Raw genomic sequence first — 19,230 nt, forward strand, 5'->3', positions numbered from 1 at the left:
AGTGCGCGGCGCATCGATCGACGTCAAGCGGCGGTGGCGATCACCTTTGCGATCGCCTCAGCAACCGCGCCGACGTTGCGCTCGTTCAAACCGGCCACGCACATGCGCCCCGAACGCAGGATGTAGACACCGTATTGCTCGCGCAGACGATCGACTTGTTCGGCGCTCAGCCCCGTGTAGGTGAACATCCCGCGCTGCTTGATGTAGCGCGAAAGGGTTTCGCCCTCGATGTGCCGGCTCAGAAGTTCGTGGATCGCCCCGCGCATACCGGCGATTCGCCGGCACATGGCGGTCAATTCATTACGCCACTTCTCGTTCAACACGGGCGTCGTCAAGACCTTCGTGACGATCCTTGCGCCATGCGTGGGCGGATTGCTGTAGTTCGAGCGCACCGCGCTCGTCAATTGGCCCAGTACGCGATCGGCCTCGCCTGCGTCTTGGCACAGCACGCTGAGCGCACCGCAGCGCTCTCCGTAGAGCGAGAAGTTCTTCGAGAACGAGTTGGCCACGAGCATCGGCACGCCGCGCCGGGCGAGTTCGCGCACGGCGAATGCGTCGTCCTCGAGATTGCTGCCGAACCCTTGATAAGCGATATCGACGAACGGCAGCAACTCGCGCTCATGCAGCACAGCGATCAGTCGTTCCCATTGCGCGTCGTCCAAATCGACGCCAGTCGGATTGTGGCAGCACGCATGCAGCACCACGATGCTGCGTGGCGCCAACGCATCGATTGCGGCCAGCATCGCATCGAACTTGAGGCCCCCGGTTGCATCGTCGTAGTAAGGATACGTGTTGACCGTGAACCCCGCGCGCTCGAAGATGAACCGATGATTTTCCCAGGTCGGATCGCTGACCCATACCTGCGCTTGGGGGAAATAACGCTTCAAGAAATCGGCGCCGATCTTCAACGCGCCCGAGCCGCCCAGCGTTTGCACCGTTGCGATGCGTTTCTCCGCGCGAGCGGCGCATCGTTCGCCGAACACGAGCGTCTGCACCGCGTCGCGGTAGGGCGCAAAGCCCGACATCGGCAGATAGGGCTTCGGCCCAAGGTCGGACAACAGCGCCGTTTCGGCTTCGCGCACGGCCTCCATGACCGGTACACGGCCGTCGTCATCGAAGTAGATGCCGATGCTCAGGTTGATCTTGTCCTGGCGCGGGTCTTTCTGGAAATTCTCGTTCAGCGTCAGGATGGGGTCGCCGGGGTACGCGTCAACGTGTTCGAACATGATCAATGTCGCTGGGTGGGAAAAATGCGATGTTACGCCAGCTAGCGCGCGCCCTGCTCCGGGCTCGCCCCCGCCGGCGCGGCGTGAGCACAGTGTAGGAGCGAGCAAGGGAAATAAAATTCTGCAAACGGTGCGGGGAAACACCGATTTCGCGGCAGAAACTGCGCGGCAAGGCGCGCCGGTGAGTAAAAAGAAGCGAGCGGCGGCGAAAGCAACCGCCGCCCCTACGTCATGAGCGCGAGAAAATCACACGGACGTTTTCGTATCGACGCTCGGCTGATGCTCCACCTTGATCGGGATGTAATGTCCATTCTTCCCGACAGGCGTAAGCGCGAGCCCCGCCTTCTCGCGACGTTTCCTTTCCTTCGACAGCGGCGGGCACGTGTGCTCGTCGTAATACAAGACCATGCAGTCGAGGCAGAGCATGCATTCCATTTGATCGATCCGGCCCGCGTCGTCGATGGCCTGCGAGCCGCAGCCGGCCGCGCACGCGTGGCAGGTCGTGCATTCGGGCTTGCGGCGCAGCTTGAACAGCCGGAAGCGCCCCGGCAGCGCAAGGCTTGCGCCGAGCGGGCATAGATACTTGCAAAACGGCCGCTCGATAAAGATCGATGCGCCCACCACCACGGTCCAGAACAGCACGAACGGCCAGGAGCGGTGCAAGACGCCGACGAGGAACGTGGTCTTGAACGGCTCCACTTCGGCGAGCTTTTCCGCCCACGGCATGGAGAAGAACGACACCGCGAGCAAGACCGCGAACACCACGTACTTGAGCTTGCGCAGCCGATTGTGCCAACGCATCGGCAGCTTGCGCTGGAGCTTTTTCAGGCCGGTCATTCGCGCGAGCTTGTAGAGCAGCTCCGACATCGACCCGAACGGACACATCCAGCCGCAGAAGAGCCCGCGTCCCCACACGATCACCGTCACCGCAATGACGATCCAGAACACGAAGATGAGCGGATCCGAGAGGAAAAGCCCGATATTCCAGCCGCCGAACAGCGAATGAATGAACGTGAGCACTTGCGTGATCGACGGCTGCGCCATCTCGGCCCAGCCCGCGAAGCCGATCGCGATCAGCCAGCTCGCCGTTTTCGGCCACGAGACCCAGCGCTTGTCGGCGCGCTTGGCTTTGCGCACCCAACGATCGCGGCTAACGAAGAAGAACACGACGGCTGCGGCCCACGCCACGAACAAGCCGATTTCGAGCCGTTTGGCATCCCATGCATTGCGCCAGGCCGGTCTTTCCTCTTCCACCTGCGGACGGCCGCCTTCTAGGAAACGCGCCGGCAGCCAATAAGGAGAATTGAAAGCCGAAAAGCGCTTCGCACCGGTTTCCTTGTCGACCTTATGGCCGAGAAAAACGAATTTCCACGGATAAGCGGCACTAAATTGCGCGCTGCGGACGATGAAGATGCCCGTCTCGTTGAACGAAGGCGCGCCCGCCGCTTGCAACGAATAAAGGTTCAGGTAATCGGAGTCCTTGAACGTGAAAGCGTTGATGCCTTGCCGCACCTGTATGCGGTCGTAGATGCCGCCACGGACGAACCCCGAGCCCTTGAACGATTCCCTGCCGTTCGCGACGACGAAAATCGCATGCTCGCCGGGCTTGAGCCGGCTCATGAGCTGCTCGTAGTCGTAATCGCCGAGCACGCTCTTACCCACCCCAGGCGCGTTCAAGTACCCGTAATAAAGGTCGAGGTAAGGACTGCCGTCTTCCGACTCGCCCACGTCGGCCGCATGGATCGCCAGATGTTGCACGGCGCCGGTGTCGACCAGCGCCGCCCACGTCGCATGCTCGTTCGAGGGCAGCAACTTCGCCTGCGGTAACAGCGTTTGCTTCACGATGCCCACCTGACTCGCGACGGCGATCGCGCAGCGGGAAATCAGCTGGTTTTCGGCAATCGCGGTGACGGTCGCGCCCGAAATGGCGTCGAGGCTGGCGCTGCCCGCATCGCTGTGCCCGATCTCGAAACGCGCGCCCGCGAACCGGCCGACATATTGGTGCAGAAAACCGAGCAGTTTGCTTTCGGGAATCCCGACCAGCAAAATCGGCTCGCTATGCTTGAGCACTCTCACGCCCGTGATGGTGCCTTTCGTATCCATCCCGATCAGGGTGACGATCGGTTTGCCCGAATAGCCTTGGATGTCGACGATATCGGTCGATAGAAACACATACCCCTTGAGCACACGCGCGTGACCATCGTCCGCGTAGGCCTCGACATAGGGCGGGTTGCCCTTGCGCGCCGAGAACGCGTTCGCACCGGGCAACACCCCCGCGCAATCGGTCCATTTGCACATCTCGGGCTGCGTAAACAGCGCGTCGGGCAATTCCTGCTCATAGATCGAAGCAAAGCCCGAGCGCGCCGCCGTCAGCAGCAGCACCAATAGCAAAGTCCGAATCCACACTTTCATTTTCGTCGCTTCTATAACGGTCGCCTGCGAGGCCGGCGGCTTGGGCGCGAGTGGCGCGCGAGAAACATCGAATCCGGGCGAGGACCATGCAACCAACACTTCAATCGAGGCGCGCGGCGCCCCTGCCCTTATCCGAACGTGATCAACACTGCCGTGCCGCCGTCATTGCACCTTCGCCACCATGAAGTCGACCGCTGCTTTCACTTCGTCGTCCTTCAGGCTCGGATTGCCGCCGCGTGCGGGCATCGTGCCGTTGTTGCCGGTGAAGCCGCCGAGCGCATGCTTGTACAGCGTGGCCTTGCCTTGCGCGATGCGCGGCGCCCAATCGGCCTTGTTGCCATACATCGGCGCGCCGGCCGCACCCGTCTGGTGGCACATGAAGCAGACGCTCTTGAATACTTTCTCGCCCGCGGGATTGGGGGCGCCGCCACCGGCGGGCGCGGCGGTCGCAGCCACCTTGACCACCGATACCCCCGCCCCTTCCACCGCCACCGAAGCCACCGGTGCGGTCGACGTGTGAGCCGCGCTGGTTTTCTCCGAAGCGGCATCGCCTTTGTCGCAGGCCGACAAGCCGAGCGTGAGCGCAAGTCCGATCCCGGCAAACAACACATTTCTAGCTTTCATCATCTTTCCTTCATTACAGATTGAGCGATGCATCGATCGACGCATCGACGGTTACGCATGGAGATGCGCTTTCGTAGCCCAACAAGGGCTCGACAAGCAACCGATCGATCAACGCGCGAACGTTGCGCCACGGGTCCGCGCCGGCTTCGCTGACGGGATCGTCGACGGCGCGGCCGTCGGGCGTATGCAGATGATTCGGATACGTGCCAAGGGTGTCGTGCAGCGGCGCGGTGTCGATGCCCATGACGGCCTCGCCCCAGCGCCAGCCCAATGCGTATTCGCTGGGTCCGGCAATGCGCAGCGTCAGTTCGACGCCGTTCGAGAGGCGCACTTCGAGCGCATCGCGGCACAAGGTGACGGACGTCAAATCCGCCGCACCGTAAGTGGACTCGATTTTCTCTATGAGTTCAATGTGGAGCATCGTCACACCCCCGTCGCCAATACTTCGCGCAGTTGCTCGCGCAGCGCTTCGCGCGTTTGCGCAAGCGTCTTCGCACCCAGATAGTCCTCATACGCCGGATGCTCGTCGATCTCCCCTGCGGCGATTCGCGCCAGCAGGCCCGCTTCGTCGGTCACGTCGTATCGGGCGAGAATGAGCTTGCGGTCTTCGCGCAAGTCGTAAATCACACGGCTAATGGAGTCGATTTGCTTCGCCGCCTCGGACGGCACGTTTTGATAGAAAGGTGTCACCTGTATCCCCTTACATGTTTTGATCTTTGATCACGCCGCCATCGACGGTCGCCATATCGATCGTGATTTGATCGAATCGATACAGCTTGCCGCCTTCGGATTTCGCAAACCGCTGCGCGTCGGCTTCGTTCGCGAACGAGGCGAACGTTTGCCCCATTGCGCCGAGCTTCTTCGCACCCACGACATACGTCGCGCGCTTGGCGTCGATCCAATGTCCCACCGGGTGCTGCCAATCCGCCGCACCCATGTCCTGCACATACATCGCGCTGACCTTGCGGTCTTGCTCCGGGCGCAAATAGACGGAAAAGAGCCCCAACGTGTCGCAAAAGAAGTCTGTCTGCCCGTCGGCGTATTCGATCTGGGCCTTGGGGCCCGGGTAGTCCTTCAAGCTCATGCCGTCGAGCACGCTGACCGTCGTATCGTCGATCTCGTGCGGCGGCGGCAACGCGCTCGATTGGCTCTGGCAGCCGGCGGCGAGCATCAGAGCAAGCACCGCGGCGGCGGTCGTTAGGCGGCGGCAGTTCATCGATTGAATCTCCAAGCGGCAAGGCCGAGCGGCGCCACGATCCACGCGAGCATCACCAGGCCGAGAAAAACAGGCTGCGCGAGCGCGGCGGGAAACACGCTGACGAGGCCGAACATCGTGTGCAAATCTCCAGGCCCAAAGATGTTCAAGATTCGGAAGATGTCCGCGGGATTGAGCATCAAGAGCAAGGGAAACAGCGGGCCGAGCACGGCGCCGCCCGTGAGGACGAGAGCGCCGAGCAGCAACAAGTCATAGACGAGCACGAAGAAGAACCACAAGGCGATCGCGATACCGCTTGCCGACGTGCGGCTTGCGCAAAAGACCGAAGCGGATACCGCAAGGCTCAGGAACACCCATCCCAGCAATACCGCGCTGACGACGAAACCCGCGTACTGGTACCAGTCGGCGGACGGCGCGCGGGCGACGATCGCGACTCCCGCCAGGCCGAAGCCCGCGAGCGTGGCGCAAGTCAATGCGCCGGCTAGCCCCAAATATTTACCGATCAACAATTCCGCGCGGCTGATCGGATAGGCCAGCAACAAATTGAGCGTGCCCCGCTCGCGCTCGCCCACCAGCGCATCGAAGCCCAAGATCAGGGCGATCAACGGCAGCAGATAGATGGTCAAGCTGACGAGGCTCGCGATCAGCGGCTCGATTCCTTGAAAACCCACCGACCCCTGCGCCGCCGCCCCGAAATACGTCGTCGCGAGCGCGAAGGCCGCAAACACGATCGACACCGCCAGCACCCAGCGATTGCGGATGCGGTCGCGAAACTCCTTGCCCGCGATCGCGCGGATTTGCGCCATATGCACACAACTCAGCGGATTCATGCGCTCGCTCCCATCCAACCGAGAAACACGTCTTCGAGCGACGGCTCCTGAATTTGCAAATCCGCGATCCGGTCGGTCAGCGGGGCAAGCGCGGCGATCGCCGCCATCTTCGCGTTGCGCGGGCACTCGAATGCCACGCGCCGGTCGTTCGTCGTCACCTTGTCGAACGGCGCGCGGCGCAGGGCCGCCGCGATTGGGCTCGTATCGTCCGAGTGGGAAAGCACTTCGAACCACAACGGCAAATCGGTCTGCGCGCGCAGCGTCTGCACGCTGCCCACGGCGCGAATGCGTCCGCTGTGCAGAATCGCGAGGCGGTCGACGCGTTGCTGGATTTCGGCCAGGATGTGAGAGGTGATGACGATCGTCGTGCCGCCTTCTTGGCGTGCGCGCAACGTCCGGTAGAACTCGCGGATGCCTTCGGGATCGAGACCGTTGGTCGGTTCATCGAGAAACAGCAGCGGCGGATCGCCGAGCAGCGCTTGCGCAAAGCCGAGCCGTTGCTTCATCCCTTTCGAGTATTCGCGTACCTTGCGCGCGGCCGCATGGGTCAACCCGACCTGATCGAGCAACGGCGCGCATTGGGCCGTGTCGACGCCTTTGAGGCGCGCGAAGAAACGCAGGGTTTCGATGCCCGTGAGGTTGTCGTACAGCACGACGTTTTCGGGCAAGTAGCCGAGCCGGCGCTTGACGGCGCGAAAGTTCGGGCCGCCCGCGCGCTCGCCGTTGATGCTCACCTGCCCGGCATCGGCTGCGATCAAGCCGAGCATGAGTTGAAACAAGGTGCTCTTGCCCGCGCCGTTGCGGCCGATCAGACCGAACAGTTCGCCGCGGTGAACGTTCAAGTCGATACCGTCGACCGCGCGCAGCGAGCCAAACGATTTGGCGACGCCTTTCAATTCGATCATGGGTGCTTCTCCATCCACTTCGACCACGCGGCGTGCGAAGGCCGCATGAGCGGCGCGGCGTCGACGACGCTCGGCACGGTCATGAGCGGAAATTGTTGAGCGATGAGACGCAGCGATTGCACCGCGGGACTGTTCATCAGGATCTTCACCGCGGGAACGCGCCACGTCAGACGATCGACGAGATCGCTAGCCGTGTAGGGAATGTCGCCCACGCCTCGGCCGCGCTTGTCCCAGCCGAAATAGTTGCTCCAATAGTTGCCGGTCCATGCCACGTCTTTCGCAGCGACGTAGCGGATCTGTTCGCGGTTCTGAACGAAGTCGTTGCCCGTCACGGTGTTGTTCACGGAACCACCCCAGAGATGGACGCCCACTTTGTTGCCGACGACGAGGTTGCCCCGAATCGTGTTGTATTCGGCGTCGTACACGAAGAAGCCGCGTTGGTTGCCCGCGACGACGTTGTTCTCGATGAGCGAATCCTGAAGCGTGCGCAGCATGATCCCGTGATCGCTGTTGCCCCACACCCGGTTGTTCCTCACGATTTGGTTGCGCGCTTCCATGATCGCGAGGCCACCGCGGTTGTGAAAGACCTCGTTGCCGTCCCACACGTTGTAGTAGGAGTTCATGTAGTGCGTGCCGTAGCGCACGTTATGGATCTTGTTGCTTTTGAAGAGCGCGTGGTACGACACGTCTACGTAGATGCCGTCCCGCGCGTAGCTGATCTCGTTGCCTACGATTTGGGCGCCCTTCGTGTTGTACAACTCGATGCCGTTGCCGCGATTGGGCGATAGGAAATCGCGCTTGCCGACGATCACGTTGTCACGCACTTGCACGTTGTTGGATTTTTCGATCCAGAGCCCGAACAGGTTGTAGACGAGTTCGCAATGATCGATCTGTGCGCCGTCCGAGCCGGGTTGCACGTATATGCCGGCGTTTTGCGCCGTCAGATCGGCGCCGCTGTTGACAACCGCGATGCCGCTGATGCGCACGCCCGGCGCCGTGACGCGAATGACATCGCCGCGATTGCGCCCGTCGATCATCGGCTTGCCGATGCCGACGAGCGTGAGTGCTTTTTCGATTCGCAGGTTCTCGTCGTAATGCCCGCTATACACGGCGACCGTATCGCCCGGTCGTGCCGCCTCGATCGCAGCGCCGATGCGCTCGCCCGAGTGAACGGCAAGCGTGGCCGCGGCGACGACGTGCATCGACAGCGTGGCAACGAGAATCGCAGCGAGAGGGTACTTCGACATGCTGAACTGCAAACGATGAGAAATACTGGATTGATGTGCGAGGCGAACGGGGAAAGCCAACATCGTCATCTCCCTCGATTCGCCTCGCACCTAGGCAGGCACGTTGCCGTACGACTTACGCTTGGACCAACATCCGCGAACGCATTTCAAGGTGCAATGCGTGGCAGAAGTTCGTGCAGTAGCACCAGAACACGCCCGGCTTGTCGGCGATGAACGTGACCGACTGCGTCTGTTGCGGATGCACGACGAAGCTGATGTTGTAGAACGGGATCGCAAAGCCGTGCGTCAAATCTTCGACCTTATCGAGGTTCGTCAAGATGATCGTGACTTCGTCGCCCTTCTTCACCGTCCATTCGCGCAATCCGAACGTCGGCGCCTGAGAGGTCAGGTGAATCGTGACCTTCTTGCCGTTGCGCTCGATCCGGTTGTCCTTCGGGCTCTTCACCGCGAGCGGGAATTCGTTCAGATCGTAGATCTGCCGCGTCTTGATGATGTCGCGCCGGACCATGATCGAATCGTGCGGCTCCGGATAAAGCGGGTGGTCGCCCACGAGCTGCATCTTCTCGCCGCTGATGTCGATCAATTGCGAGCTGTCCGGGTGCAGCGGGCCGACGGGCAGGTACCGGTCCTTCGAGAACTTGTTGTCGGAGATGAAGTACTGACCGTCCGGCGCCTTCGTCTCGCCCATCGAGGTGAAACCGTGCCCCGGCTGGTAGTGAACGTCGATGCGGTCGACCACGACCTTCGCGTTCTTGTCGCCCTTATACGCTCTGATCGCGGCCTCTTGGTCCCACTTCACGATCTGGCTATCGAGGAAGAGCGTCGTGTAGATGAAGCCCTTGCCGTCGAAGCCGGTATGCAGGGGCCCCAAGCCGATTTCGGGTTCGGCCACGACCGCATCGCGCGGATCCTTGAAGCCGCCGTCGAACCATTTGAGCACCAGTTCGTGCGAAATCAGAGTGGCTGTCGGCGACAGCTTGCCGGAGCAGGCGTAATACTTGCCGTCCGGCGAAACGTTCACGCCGTGCGGGTTTTTCGGCACGGGCACGTAGCACGTGAGCGCCGTCTTCGGATCGGCGTTCGCTGCATGCGTGCCGTCGACGACAGGCACCGTCGAGTTGCCGAGATGAACGAACTTGCCTTGTTTGACGGCTGCTTCAATGCGGGCCACGTTGAAGAACACGCAGGCGTCGCGCTCGGCCGACATCATCTCTTCGTAATGAACGCCGCCTTCCGTGTTGTACTGATTCGAGCAAGCCAGCTTGCCGTCGTACGAGGTGGCCACGAGATCGAGGTTGCCGTCGATCTTCACTTGCCAGCGCGGCTGCATCGTCTCGGCGTCGACGCAGGTGAACAGGCAGAAGTACTTCTTCGGATCATCCAAGTCGCGGCCGTCGTTCGGCACGGGAATATGGAATTCGCCGCCGCAAAACACGCGCGTGGTGTAGTTGATCTTCTCGTCGATCGGGTCGCGCTTGTCCGGGAAGATGCCGTGAAAGCCCTGCACGTTCGGCAACTGCGTGATCGCGTCGCACTCCATCGTGTCCAGGCGCACGCGTGCGATACGCGCATTGATCTTGTCGTTGACGAAGATGTGCTTGCCGTCGTACATGCCGTCCGTGTAGGACATATGCACGTGGTGCGTATCGCCATTGATGTAATTCAATTGACCGTTGGGCCGCGTCCCGATGATCTTGCGCGATTCGTTCGTGATGCCCCAGCCGGACATGCAGTCGACGTTGAACACGGGAACGCGCCGAATCTCACGGCCCGAGGGCAAACCATGCACGCGTAGATCGCCCGAATGGCCGCCGCTCGAGAACGCGTAGTAGGTGTCGAGCTTGCCCGGATGCACCTCGTACTTGTCCCAGTTGATGGCACTCGAGCTGCTCGCGCCGCTCGCGGCGCTGGCTGCATCGGTGGCGGCGGCGGCAGCACCGCCGCCGTTCTTGTTGCAGCCGGCCAACCCGAGCGAGAGGCCTGCTCCCGCGAGGCCCGCAATCGCCGAGGAAGCGAGAAACCTGCGACGTCCCGTGTCCTGTGGCACCACCACCTTCCCTTCGGAATTTTCTTTTGAAGAAGTCATTACATTCTCACTCATCAATACGCATCAACGCCGCACAACCGGCCGAACGCGCCCCGTGAGAGGAACGCATGCAGCCAGGCTACGAGACAACCGCCATACTTCGACAAGATCGAACCCGAACACTGCCAGACCCGATCACCCCACAAACCCACTCATCAATTCGTTATGTCATCGCATGAAAACATGTGTCGATTCACCCCTTTGAACTCGACGCATATTTGTTCGCTGGTAGTGTGCTGGGCGGCGCTCATTGATAGATTGATCTATCTCAATAGGCGCACTTGGCATGCATATTTTTCAGCCAAACGCGGCGTTCGGACGCAGCCGGAGCTTGAACTTAGCCGTCGCCCGACGGCTTGATATGGATCAATCGGTCGCAACGACGAAAACACAATAATCGTTCTGTTACTCGCGTGGTCATGCGTCGTTAGACCGCATGAAATTGAAGCTTTTTGAGCATTTGCAAATTGGCTATTCCCCGAAAGATCTTCCTCGCCTCGGTGGCGCTCATCATCGCCATCGGCGCCGGGCTATGGCAGACGCTTAGAACACCGCAGGTCTATATCCACGGCACGTACGTATTCGGGACGCGCGTGCAATTGGCGCTGTATGGCGTGCCGCTACGGGAAGCACAGGAGGATGCGGATGCCGTCTTCGCTCGTTTCCAAGCGATGCATCGCGAACTGCACGCGTGGCAGCCGTCGGAAGTGACGCAGCTCAATCGCAGCATCGCCGCGGGCGAGCCGTTTCAGGCTTCGCCCGAACTCGTCCCGATTCTGCGCGCGGCCCGGCAGCTCTCGATCGACACCCAGGGCCTGTTCGAGCCCGGTCTCGGCCGGCTCGTTCGTCTGTGGGGTTTCCAGGCAGATCAGTTCGGCGTGAAGCCGCCCTCGCGAGATGCGGTGCAGCGCGAAGCGGCGCTGCACCCTCGCATTGCGCAGCTCGACATTTCGCCCTCCGGCGTCGTCACGAGCGCGAACCGTGCGGTGGCGATCGACCTCGGGGGTTATGCGAAGGGTTGGTCGCTCGACGAAGCGGCCGCCATGCTCAGGCAGCGCGGCGTCAAAAACGCATTGATCGACGTCGGGGGGAACCTGCTCGCGTTGGGGACCAAGGGCGGCGCACCGTGGCAAGTCGGCATTCAAGATCCGCGCGGAGCGGGAACGCTCGCGACATTGGAACTGCACGATGGCGAGGCAATCGGAACGAGCGGCGACTATGCGCGTTTCTTCAAGTACGAAGGCGTTCGGTATAGCCATATCATCGACCCGCGCAACGGTTTCCCCGCTACGCAGAGCGAAGCGGTCACGGTCCTCGTGAAGCCGGGCCCGCATGCGGGCGCCTTGTCCGATGGCGCAAGCAAAGCGCCGTTCGTCGCCGGTCCGGCCGCGGCGATGTCGCTCGTGCGCAAGGTGGGAGTCGATGCGCTGTTGCTGGTCGATACGAATGGGCGCGTGTGGGTGTCGAGCGCAATGGCCTCGCGCGTGCATTTCACCAATCCAGCACTGCGCGCCGAGCGGCTCGATTGAGCCCAGGGAGGCGCCACGTTATGTCGTATCAGCCCATCATCGATATCCGCGACGTCAGCTTTCGCCGTAATGGCCGCGAGATCTTGCGCAACGTCGGCTTGAAGATCGGGCGGGCGGAATCGGTCGCGCTCGTCGGGCTCAATGGCGCGGGGAAGACGACGCTACTCTCGCTGCTCGCCACGCTGGCCGTGCCGCACTGCGGGCAAATCTTCATCGATGGCGTGAATGCCATTGCCCATCCCGCGCAAGTGCGTGCCCGTATCGGCGTCGTGTTTCAGGACTCGGCGTTGGAGATGCGCTTGAGCGCGCTCGACAATCTGCTGTTCATTGCGCAGTTGCAGGGATTGAGGGGGCGAGCCGCACGGCGCCGCGTCGACGAATTGCTGTCGCTGCTCGCGCTCGATGCGATCCAAGCGGCGCCCGTTCAGACTCTATCCGGCGGTCAGCGCCGCCGCCTGGAACTGGCTCGCGCCCTCGTCGCGCGGCCTCGCGTGCTATTGCTCGACGAGGCCGCGCTCGGTCTCGACGTGGCCGCACGTCATGCTTTCTGGTCGGAGATTAGAACGCTCGTAGCCGCTGGCCACACGGTCTTGCATACGACCCATCACGCAGAGGAGGCCCGCGAGGCCGATCGTATCGTCGTGTTGCATCAGGGAGGATTGCTGGCCGATGGCTCATGGCGAGCGCTGTGCTCTCCTGTGGCGGGCGTGATCCGGTTGCGGGTCCAGAGCGTCGGCGTCGCGTGCCGCTGGCTCGCGGCACAAGGGTATGCGGTGAAACCCAAAGCGGACGCCGCGATCGTTTCATGCGTGGACCCGCAAGCCGTCCTGCCTTCATTGCTGCAACGGATGCCGTTCGAAGTTTTCGACGCCGATATCGCAACGCCCAGCCTGATGGACGTCATCGATCATTGGACCGGCGCATCGCCTAGCACGGCGGCGCCCGTACGCACCGTCGCAGAGGCCACGCCATGAACACCGTGCTGGCGGTCGTGTGCTTCGATCTAAAACGGTTTTGGGCGTCTCCGCTGCGGATCCTGTTCGGGCTGACGCAGCCGCTGCTTTATCTTTTCGTGCTCGGGGCCGCGCTCAGAAGCGGCACCTATGCCGAGGTCAGCGGTTATCAGGCGTACATCTTCCCCGGCATCATCGGCTTGTCGCTGATGTTCACGGCGATCTCGGCTGCGGTCGGCATCGTGCATGACCGGCAAACGGGGTTGCTCGATGCGTTGCTCGTCTCGCCCGCCGGGCGCATCGAGATCGCCGCCGGCAAGATCTGCGCGGGCGCGCTCGTCGCTTGGGTGCAAAGCCTGTTGCTGTTGCCTTTCTCGCCGATGATCGGCATCGGTCTCACCGCGCCGCGTCTCGCGTTGTTGCTGTTGGCGATGGCGTTCGCGGCCCTCGCCTTCTCGGCTTTGGGACTTGCGCTCGCGGTGCCGTTTCGGTCCGTGATCGTGTTTCCGGTCGTATCGAACGCGCTATTGTTGCCGATGTTCTTTCTCTCGGGCGGGCTATACCCGCTCGATCTCGCGCCGCAATGGATTCGCCTGGCGGCCGCCTATGATCCCGCCGCATACGGCGTCGACTTGATGCGCGGCGTGCTGACGACGCAATTCGTGGTCGCCCCGGCAAGCTCGATCGCGGTGCTCGCGGCTTGTCTCGTCGCGGCGAGCGGGCTCGTCGTGCGCGGGATCAGCCTGCGCAATGGTTGAGCGCTTGCGCGACTGCCTGTCGGGTTAGAGCAAGATCAAGCTCGGCACGTCGAGGATATGAATCGCGCTCGCGTCCACATCGATGATCCCGCGCTTGTGCATGCCCTGCAGCACGCGGTTGACCGCCTCGGTTCCTAGGCCGACGCGGCTGCCGATTTCGCTCCGCGTCATGTTCAGCGAGAACGCGCAAGCGCAATAGCCGCGTGGGTGCCACCGATCGGAAACGTCGAGCAGATATGCCGCCACGCGTTGCTCGGCACTCATCGAGCCGAGCATCATGAAAGCGCCGCTACCGCGCGCGATGGCAATGCTCACGATCCGCCGCCCATGTAGGACGACGCGTTCGATGCCCTCTCGCAACCTGAATCTGGGAAACGCCAGCATGATCGGCCCCTAGATTTACCGAAGTCATGTCCCGCTTCGAGCGCCAGTCGCTCGGCGGAATCTCGCTTCGATGCGATGCCATCATGGACGCGAGCCGCGCTATGCGCTATCGGCCCCAGATTATCTTGCTGTAGGAATCCGGAGAGCAGCATCGGACAATTCCGACGCAGTGCGCCGACATTCGCGGCCCGGGCGGGAGGAAATCTCCCGTCATATTGGCGCGCTACACTGTCACGCCACGGACACGGACACATTCATGTTTTCTTCGCTCAACCATCCGCTCAGAGATCCGCTCTCGCAGGAGCTTCACGCCCGCCCTTTTCTTCTGATCGACGGGCCGGCATCCGTAAGTCACCTTGCGATCTATTCGGAGCACGACGAAGAAATACACGCACGCCTGCTGGCGACCTTGTCTTCCGCCTTGGGGTTGCCCGCGCCTTTGCCGCACCACAATCACTACGCGGCGCAGAAAGGCGATTGGCAAATCAAGTGGGAGAAGCACACCGAATTTTCGACGTTCACCTTCGTTCGCACGGGCACGCCGGACGGCCTATTCAACGCCGCGGCAATGAACGAGGTGCCCGCTTCCTGGCTCTCTCTATTGCACGAGAGCGTGCTCGTCGCCGCGCATGCGGAGTTGCGCTGCGGCGAGCAAGCCGCGCGGATCCGAACGCAAGTGCGCGACCTCTTGCCCGGGCCGGTGCTCGTCGGAACGAACGTGCTGGCGGGCGGCGAGGTTTACTGCGATTGGCTCGTGCACGACGATCACTTCTTGCGCTTGCTCGTGCTCGATCTTGGTTTCCGTGAAGAGCAGGCGGGCCGCCTGATTCAGCGTCTACTCGAAATCGAAACCTACCGCATGATGGCGCTGCTCGCGCTGCCCGACGCCCGCCGGCACAGCCAGTTTCTGAGCAAGCTCGACGGCTCTTTATCGGCCTTGATGCGAAGAATGGAACAGCCGGGGCACGACGAGGACGATGCCTACCTCTTGCGCGAGCTCACGCGGCTGGCCGGGCAGCTCGAGGCGCATGCCGGGCTCGAAACGCGCTTCAGCGCGTCGGCGGCTTACGAGAAGCTCGTGCTCGCGCGCATTGCGGAACTTCGCGAAGAACGGATCGAGGGTTTTCCGACGATTGCCGAATTCATGCAACGCCGGCTCTTGCCCGCCATGCAGACGTGCAGCTCCGTATGGGCCCGGCATCAGCAATCGGCCACACGCGTTGCACGAGCCGTCGATCTCTTGAGAACCCGGGTCAATTTGGCGCAGGAGGAACATACGACCGCGCTGCTCGAAGGCATGAACCGCACGGCACGCACGCAATTGCGGATGCAGCATGCGGTGGAAGGGCTTTCGGTGGCCGCGATTTCGTATTACGTCCTCAACCTTTCCGGCGCGGCGTTGCGCGCGCTTCATGCGGTTCACCTGCCGCTGGACCCGGAAATTCTCGAAGGTCTGCTCATCCTGCCCGTCGTGGCCGCGGTCGTGATCTTCACCGGTCGCATTCGCAGGCTCGGCCACGACGACGCTCGGCGCATCGAGCCGAACTAGGCGCGGCACCGCTATCGGGTGGAGTTCGCTACTTCCCCGGCAGCGCCTTGCGCGCAAAGCCGTCCGCACGCCCTCATGCGGGTTACCGAGCGCGCCGCGATCCGCTCATACGGGCAATACGACCGTCGCCACCAGCCCCCCACCCTGCCGATTGCCAAGTTCGAGGCGGCCGCCGATAGCGCGGGTCAATTGCGCGGCGATGGCAAGGCCCAACCCCGCGCCGCCGGTATCGCGGTTGCGCGACCCTTCCAAGCGGTAAAACGGCTCGAGAACGCGATCGAGTTCGTCTTCGGGAATACCGGGACCGCGATCGAGCACCGCCACGCACAGCGCGCCTTCGTCGTTGCGCCACGCGCTCACTTGCGCCGCGCCGCCGTACTTGATCGCGTTGTCGATCAAGTTGCCCAACACGCGCCGCAGCGCCTGCCGGCGCACCATCGATACGCCGCTGACCGACGCCGTCAACGTGACCGGCTTTCCCACGTCCTGATAATCGAACACGACGCTTTCCAGAAACGCAGCCACATCCATGCGCACGGGCGCTTCGGCCCCGCCATGCGCGCTGCGGGCATACGCCACGCCTTCGCGCACGAGATGCTCCATCTCGTGCAGATCGCCGAGCAGCTTGACGCGATCTTCGTTGTCTTCCAACGCCTCGGCACGCAGGCGCATGCGTGTGATCGGCGTCTGTAGATCGTGCGAAATCGAAGCGAGAATGTGCAGCCGTTCCTTGACGTGGCGGCTGATGCGCTCTTGCATCGTATTGAAGGCCGCCGCGGCTTGCGCCACTTCGATGGGGCCGGCTTCGCTCATGTGAGGGCCCTCGGCTGTGGGCGTCATGGCTTCGGCCGCTTGCGCGAGCTGCGTCAACGGCCGCGTGGCCAATCGCACCGCCAGCCAAGTGCATGCGAGCAACACCAGCAACTGCAACACCAGCACGACCGGCAGCCACTGCGCGATCGGCGGCACGCCACGCGGCGTGACTTCCAAGGTGAGCGGCGCGCCGTCGTGCAACGTGAAGTGGATTCGATAGCGCTCGGGATGCATCGAGATCGTATCGGCCTTGACGTGATAGGCGGGGCCGACTTCGCGCTCGATCCGCCGCACGAGCTCGCGCGAGCGCCCGGAGGCGAGCGGCATGCCCACTCGGCCATCGCCAAGGACGAAACGGTAGTTGTCGCGTTGCAGGCGGCCGAGCCAGTCGGGGCGCTCCGCTGCGGGCAACCGGTCCAGCACGGCCACCGACGTGCCGACTTCGTGCTCCACCGAATCGAGCATCACCGCGGTGGCGCTTTGATCGCGCTCGTAATACATCAACGCAAATGATAGCGCCTGCGCCAGCATCAACCCCGCGAAAATGATCACGTACACGCGCGATGCCATGCGGCGCGGCAGCCAGCGCATCGATGCATCCGGCGCCGCGTCGCTCACGCGTCGCCTCCGAGCAGCGTCACCGGCATGCTGAAGACGTACCCCTCGCTTCGCACCGTCTTGATATACGACTGCTCCCTGGCGTTGTCTTCGAGCCGGCTGCGCAGGCGGCTCACCAACAAATCGATGGAGCGATCGAAGAGCTCCGCGTCTCTGCCCTGCGTCAGATTGAGCAGTTGATCGCGCGATAGCACACGCTGCGGGTGATCCAAGAACACGCGCAAGAGCCGGAACTCGGCGCCGCTCAGCGCGACGACGGTGTTCTGTTCGTCGATCAAATGGCGTGCCGTCGTGTCGAGCCGCCAACGGCCGAACGAGAGCGTCCCGGCGGTTTCGGTGATGCGCAAATTGGGCGGCAGCATGCGCGCGCGACGGATCACGGCTTTGATGCGCGCCAGCAACTCCCGCGGCGAGAACGGCTTGACCACGTAATCGTCGGCGCCCATTTCGAGGCCGACGATGCGGTCGGTTTCGTCATCGCGCGCGGTGAGCAATAGGATCGGCACGGCTTTATGCTTCCCGCTGCGCAGCGTTCGGCACAGCACGAGGCCATCGTCGCCGGGCATCATGATGTCTAGCACGATCAAATCGAACGCCGACGAATCGAGTTGCGCGAACATCTCGCGACCATTGACTGCGGCGCTGGCACGCAACCCGTTCTTGCGCAGATATTCGACGACGCCGGTGCGAATCTCACGGTCGTCGTCGACGACGAGGATGTGGTCGATATGTTCCATGCTCTTCGTTGCCCGTTCGCTGTCGAATTCGGGGTCTAGTGTCAAGGCTTTCCGAGCAGGGCGCGCACGCGCCGCTCGGTTTGCTCGTAGTCGCCTTCGCCGTAATGCCGATAGACCACGCGGCCATTCCGATCGATCAAGTAAATCGCGGGCCAGAAGCGATTGCCGTAGGCGTTCCAAATGCGCGACTCATTATCCACCGCGACGGGCCACATGATCCCATATCGATCGAGTGCGGCCTGCAGGGCCGCCGGATCGCGTTCCTCCTCGAATTCCGGCGTATGCACGCCCACCACGACCAGGCCGTCTTTGGCATACGCGTCATGCAGCGCCTTCGTATGCGGGAGCACGTGAATGCAATTGATGCATTCGCGGGTCCAGAACTCGACGAGCACCACCTTGCCTCGCAGCGCATCGAGCGTCAACGGCGGCGAGTTATACCAACGATCGGCGCCCGCGAAGCCGGGCGCGGGTTCCTCCACCACCGATTGCCGCGCGCCTGGCAAACCGCCCGCAGCAAGCCGGAACGTTAGCAACGCGGCGCTCGACAGGGCGAGGGCCGTGATGACGAATCGAGAAAAAGTCATGAGTGCGCCTCCTCAGCGTGCCTGACGGTGCGTTGTGCGCCGCCTTGCCCGCTATTTACGTCTGCTTCGTTATCCTCAGCATGTCCGTTTTCCCCTCGTTTTGTATCCGTTTGTATTCGCGGCATGTCCGGGCGCCGGGAAGCGGCGGCGCTTTGTATCGGAACGTATCCGGCGCTGCGCGCGACACGTTCCGATGAAATTGCGCGCCTGCCGCGATACATGCACGATACGCCGCCACGGTTTCATACGCACACCGGCCAGCGCTTTGCAACTCAGCGGCCATTTCATCCAAAAAGGAAACCGACCATGTCCACCCTGTATACCGGCAGAACCCACACCACCGGCGGTCGCAACGGGCAGTCGCGCAGCGACGACCATCGCCTCGACATCAAGTTGTCGGCGCCGGGCTCCAACGGCACCGGCACCAACCCGGAGCAGTTGTTCGCCGCCGGATGGTCGGCCTGCTTCATCGGCGCGATGAGCCGAGCCGCGCAAGAGGTCGGCATCGCGCTGCCGCCCGACACGGCGGTTTCGGCGGAAGTCGACTTGAACTTGGACACCGAACGCGGCTACTTCCTGGCCGCGCGTCTGAACGTGAGCCTTCCGGGGCTCGACCCGGCAGTCGCGCAATCGGTCATCGAGCGCGCCCACCAATTGTGCCCGTATTCGAAGGCGACGCGGGGCAACATCGACGCCACGGTATGCGTGGTTTAACCCATTCTCATCGCTCGACTCTCGACACGACCCGCAGGAGAT

19 protein-coding genes are annotated in these 19,230 nt (G+C 62.5%); 5 read left to right on the top strand and 14 right to left on the bottom strand.

Going from position 1 to position 19,230, the window contains the following annotated elements:
- Nucleotides 1–23: 23 nt before the first annotated feature.
- From QQS38_RS15700 to nosZ, 10 genes are all read right to left on the bottom strand, one after another.
- Entirely contained in the window at nucleotides 24–1,226 is a 1,203-nt protein-coding gene (locus QQS38_RS15700) for an amino acid aminotransferase (RefSeq protein ID WP_479646295.1), read from the bottom strand.
- A 246-nt stretch (nucleotides 1,227–1,472) separates the two neighbouring features.
- Nucleotides 1,473–3,638 carry a 4Fe-4S binding protein gene (locus tag QQS38_RS15705; protein ID WP_479646296.1) on the bottom strand — a complete coding sequence of 722 codons (2,166 nt, stop codon included), beginning with the start codon at nucleotides 3,636–3,638 and terminating at the stop codon, nucleotides 1,473–1,475.
- A 162-nt stretch (nucleotides 3,639–3,800) separates the two neighbouring features.
- Nucleotides 3,801–4,262 (bottom strand): c-type cytochrome, encoded by a 462-nt coding sequence (locus QQS38_RS15710; RefSeq protein WP_479646297.1) that lies wholly within the window; start codon nucleotides 4,260–4,262, stop codon nucleotides 3,801–3,803.
- Nucleotides 4,263–4,275: 13 nt separating this feature from the next.
- A complete protein-coding gene (locus QQS38_RS15715) occupies nucleotides 4,276–4,683 on the bottom strand; it encodes a hypothetical protein (RefSeq protein WP_479646298.1) in 408 nt (135 codons plus the stop codon).
- A 2-nt stretch (nucleotides 4,684–4,685) separates the two neighbouring features.
- Nucleotides 4,686–4,952: a hypothetical protein gene (locus tag QQS38_RS15720; protein ID WP_479646299.1), complete on the bottom strand. Its 267-nt coding sequence runs from the start codon at nucleotides 4,950–4,952 to the stop codon at nucleotides 4,686–4,688.
- Nucleotides 4,953–4,962: 10 nt separating this feature from the next.
- Complete coding sequence (locus QQS38_RS15725) at nucleotides 4,963–5,433, bottom strand: nitrous oxide reductase accessory protein NosL (RefSeq protein ID WP_479646420.1); 471 nt, start codon at nucleotides 5,431–5,433, stop codon at nucleotides 4,963–4,965.
- A 41-nt stretch (nucleotides 5,434–5,474) separates the two neighbouring features.
- Entirely contained in the window at nucleotides 5,475–6,308 is an 834-nt protein-coding gene (locus tag QQS38_RS15730) for an ABC transporter permease (RefSeq protein WP_479646300.1), read from the bottom strand.
- Nucleotides 6,305–7,213 (bottom strand): ABC transporter ATP-binding protein, encoded by a 909-nt coding sequence (locus tag QQS38_RS15735; RefSeq protein WP_479646301.1) that lies wholly within the window; start codon nucleotides 7,211–7,213, stop codon nucleotides 6,305–6,307. Before QQS38_RS15735 ends, QQS38_RS15730 begins: the two co-directional genes overlap by 4 nt.
- Nucleotides 7,210–8,460 (bottom strand): nitrous oxide reductase family maturation protein NosD, encoded by a 1,251-nt coding sequence (locus QQS38_RS15740; RefSeq protein WP_479646302.1) that lies wholly within the window; start codon nucleotides 8,458–8,460, stop codon nucleotides 7,210–7,212. Before QQS38_RS15740 ends, QQS38_RS15735 begins: the two co-directional genes overlap by 4 nt.
- A gap of 115 nt (nucleotides 8,461–8,575) precedes the next feature.
- Nucleotides 8,576–10,546, bottom strand: coding sequence for a TAT-dependent nitrous-oxide reductase (gene nosZ / locus QQS38_RS15745; RefSeq protein WP_479646303.1), 1,971 nt, complete (start codon nucleotides 10,544–10,546; stop codon nucleotides 8,576–8,578).
- A 485-nt stretch (nucleotides 10,547–11,031) separates the two neighbouring features.
- On the opposite strand from nosZ, the gene QQS38_RS15750 reads away from it, so the two are divergent.
- From QQS38_RS15750 to QQS38_RS15760, 3 genes are read left to right on the top strand one after another with little or no spacing between them, the layout of a single operon-like run.
- Nucleotides 11,032–12,075 carry an FAD:protein FMN transferase gene (locus QQS38_RS15750; RefSeq protein WP_479646421.1) on the top strand — a complete coding sequence of 348 codons (1,044 nt, stop codon included), beginning with the start codon at nucleotides 11,032–11,034 and terminating at the stop codon, nucleotides 12,073–12,075.
- A 20-nt stretch (nucleotides 12,076–12,095) separates the two neighbouring features.
- Nucleotides 12,096–13,049 carry an ABC transporter ATP-binding protein gene (locus QQS38_RS15755; protein WP_479646304.1) on the top strand — a complete coding sequence of 318 codons (954 nt, stop codon included), beginning with the start codon at nucleotides 12,096–12,098 and terminating at the stop codon, nucleotides 13,047–13,049.
- Nucleotides 13,046–13,786 (top strand): ABC transporter permease, encoded by a 741-nt coding sequence (locus QQS38_RS15760; protein WP_479646305.1) that lies wholly within the window; start codon nucleotides 13,046–13,048, stop codon nucleotides 13,784–13,786. Before QQS38_RS15755 ends, QQS38_RS15760 begins: the two co-directional genes overlap by 4 nt.
- A 24-nt stretch (nucleotides 13,787–13,810) precedes the next feature.
- On the opposite strand, the gene QQS38_RS15765 is transcribed toward QQS38_RS15760, so the two are convergent.
- A complete protein-coding gene (locus tag QQS38_RS15765; RefSeq protein ID WP_479646306.1) occupies nucleotides 13,811–14,101 on the bottom strand; it encodes a helix-turn-helix domain-containing protein in 291 nt (96 codons plus the stop codon).
- Nucleotides 14,102–14,426: 325 nt separating this feature from the next.
- Here QQS38_RS15765 and QQS38_RS15770 point away from each other — a divergent pair, with 325 nt between their 5' ends.
- Nucleotides 14,427–15,719, top strand: a complete 1,293-nt coding sequence (locus QQS38_RS15770) for a DUF3422 family protein (RefSeq protein ID WP_479646307.1) — start codon at nucleotides 14,427–14,429, stop codon at nucleotides 15,717–15,719.
- Nucleotides 15,720–15,824: 105 nt separating this feature from the next.
- On the opposite strand, the gene QQS38_RS15775 is transcribed toward QQS38_RS15770, so the two are convergent.
- Genes QQS38_RS15775 through QQS38_RS15785 form a run of 3 tightly spaced genes read right to left on the bottom strand, consistent with a single transcriptional unit; the run spans nucleotide 15,825 to nucleotide 18,474 of the window.
- Nucleotides 15,825–17,150 (bottom strand): sensor histidine kinase, encoded by a 1,326-nt coding sequence (locus tag QQS38_RS15775; protein ID WP_479646308.1) that lies wholly within the window; start codon nucleotides 17,148–17,150, stop codon nucleotides 15,825–15,827.
- A complete protein-coding gene (locus QQS38_RS15780) occupies nucleotides 17,147–17,887 on the bottom strand; it encodes a response regulator (protein WP_479646309.1) in 741 nt (246 codons plus the stop codon). The genes QQS38_RS15775 and QQS38_RS15780 overlap by 4 nt, the downstream gene beginning before the upstream one ends.
- Nucleotides 17,888–17,928: 41 nt before the next feature.
- Nucleotides 17,929–18,474: a redoxin family protein gene (locus QQS38_RS15785; RefSeq protein WP_479646310.1), complete on the bottom strand. Its 546-nt coding sequence runs from the start codon at nucleotides 18,472–18,474 to the stop codon at nucleotides 17,929–17,931.
- Nucleotides 18,475–18,780: 306 nt separating this feature from the next.
- On the opposite strand from QQS38_RS15785, the gene QQS38_RS15790 reads away from it, so the two are divergent.
- On the top strand, nucleotides 18,781–19,188 hold the full coding sequence (locus QQS38_RS15790) for an organic hydroperoxide resistance protein (protein ID WP_479646311.1): 408 nt from the start codon (nucleotides 18,781–18,783) through the stop codon (nucleotides 19,186–19,188).
- The last annotated feature ends 42 nt before the right edge of the window (nucleotides 19,189–19,230 follow it).

The organism is Trinickia sp. Z7, assembly GCF_056498045.1.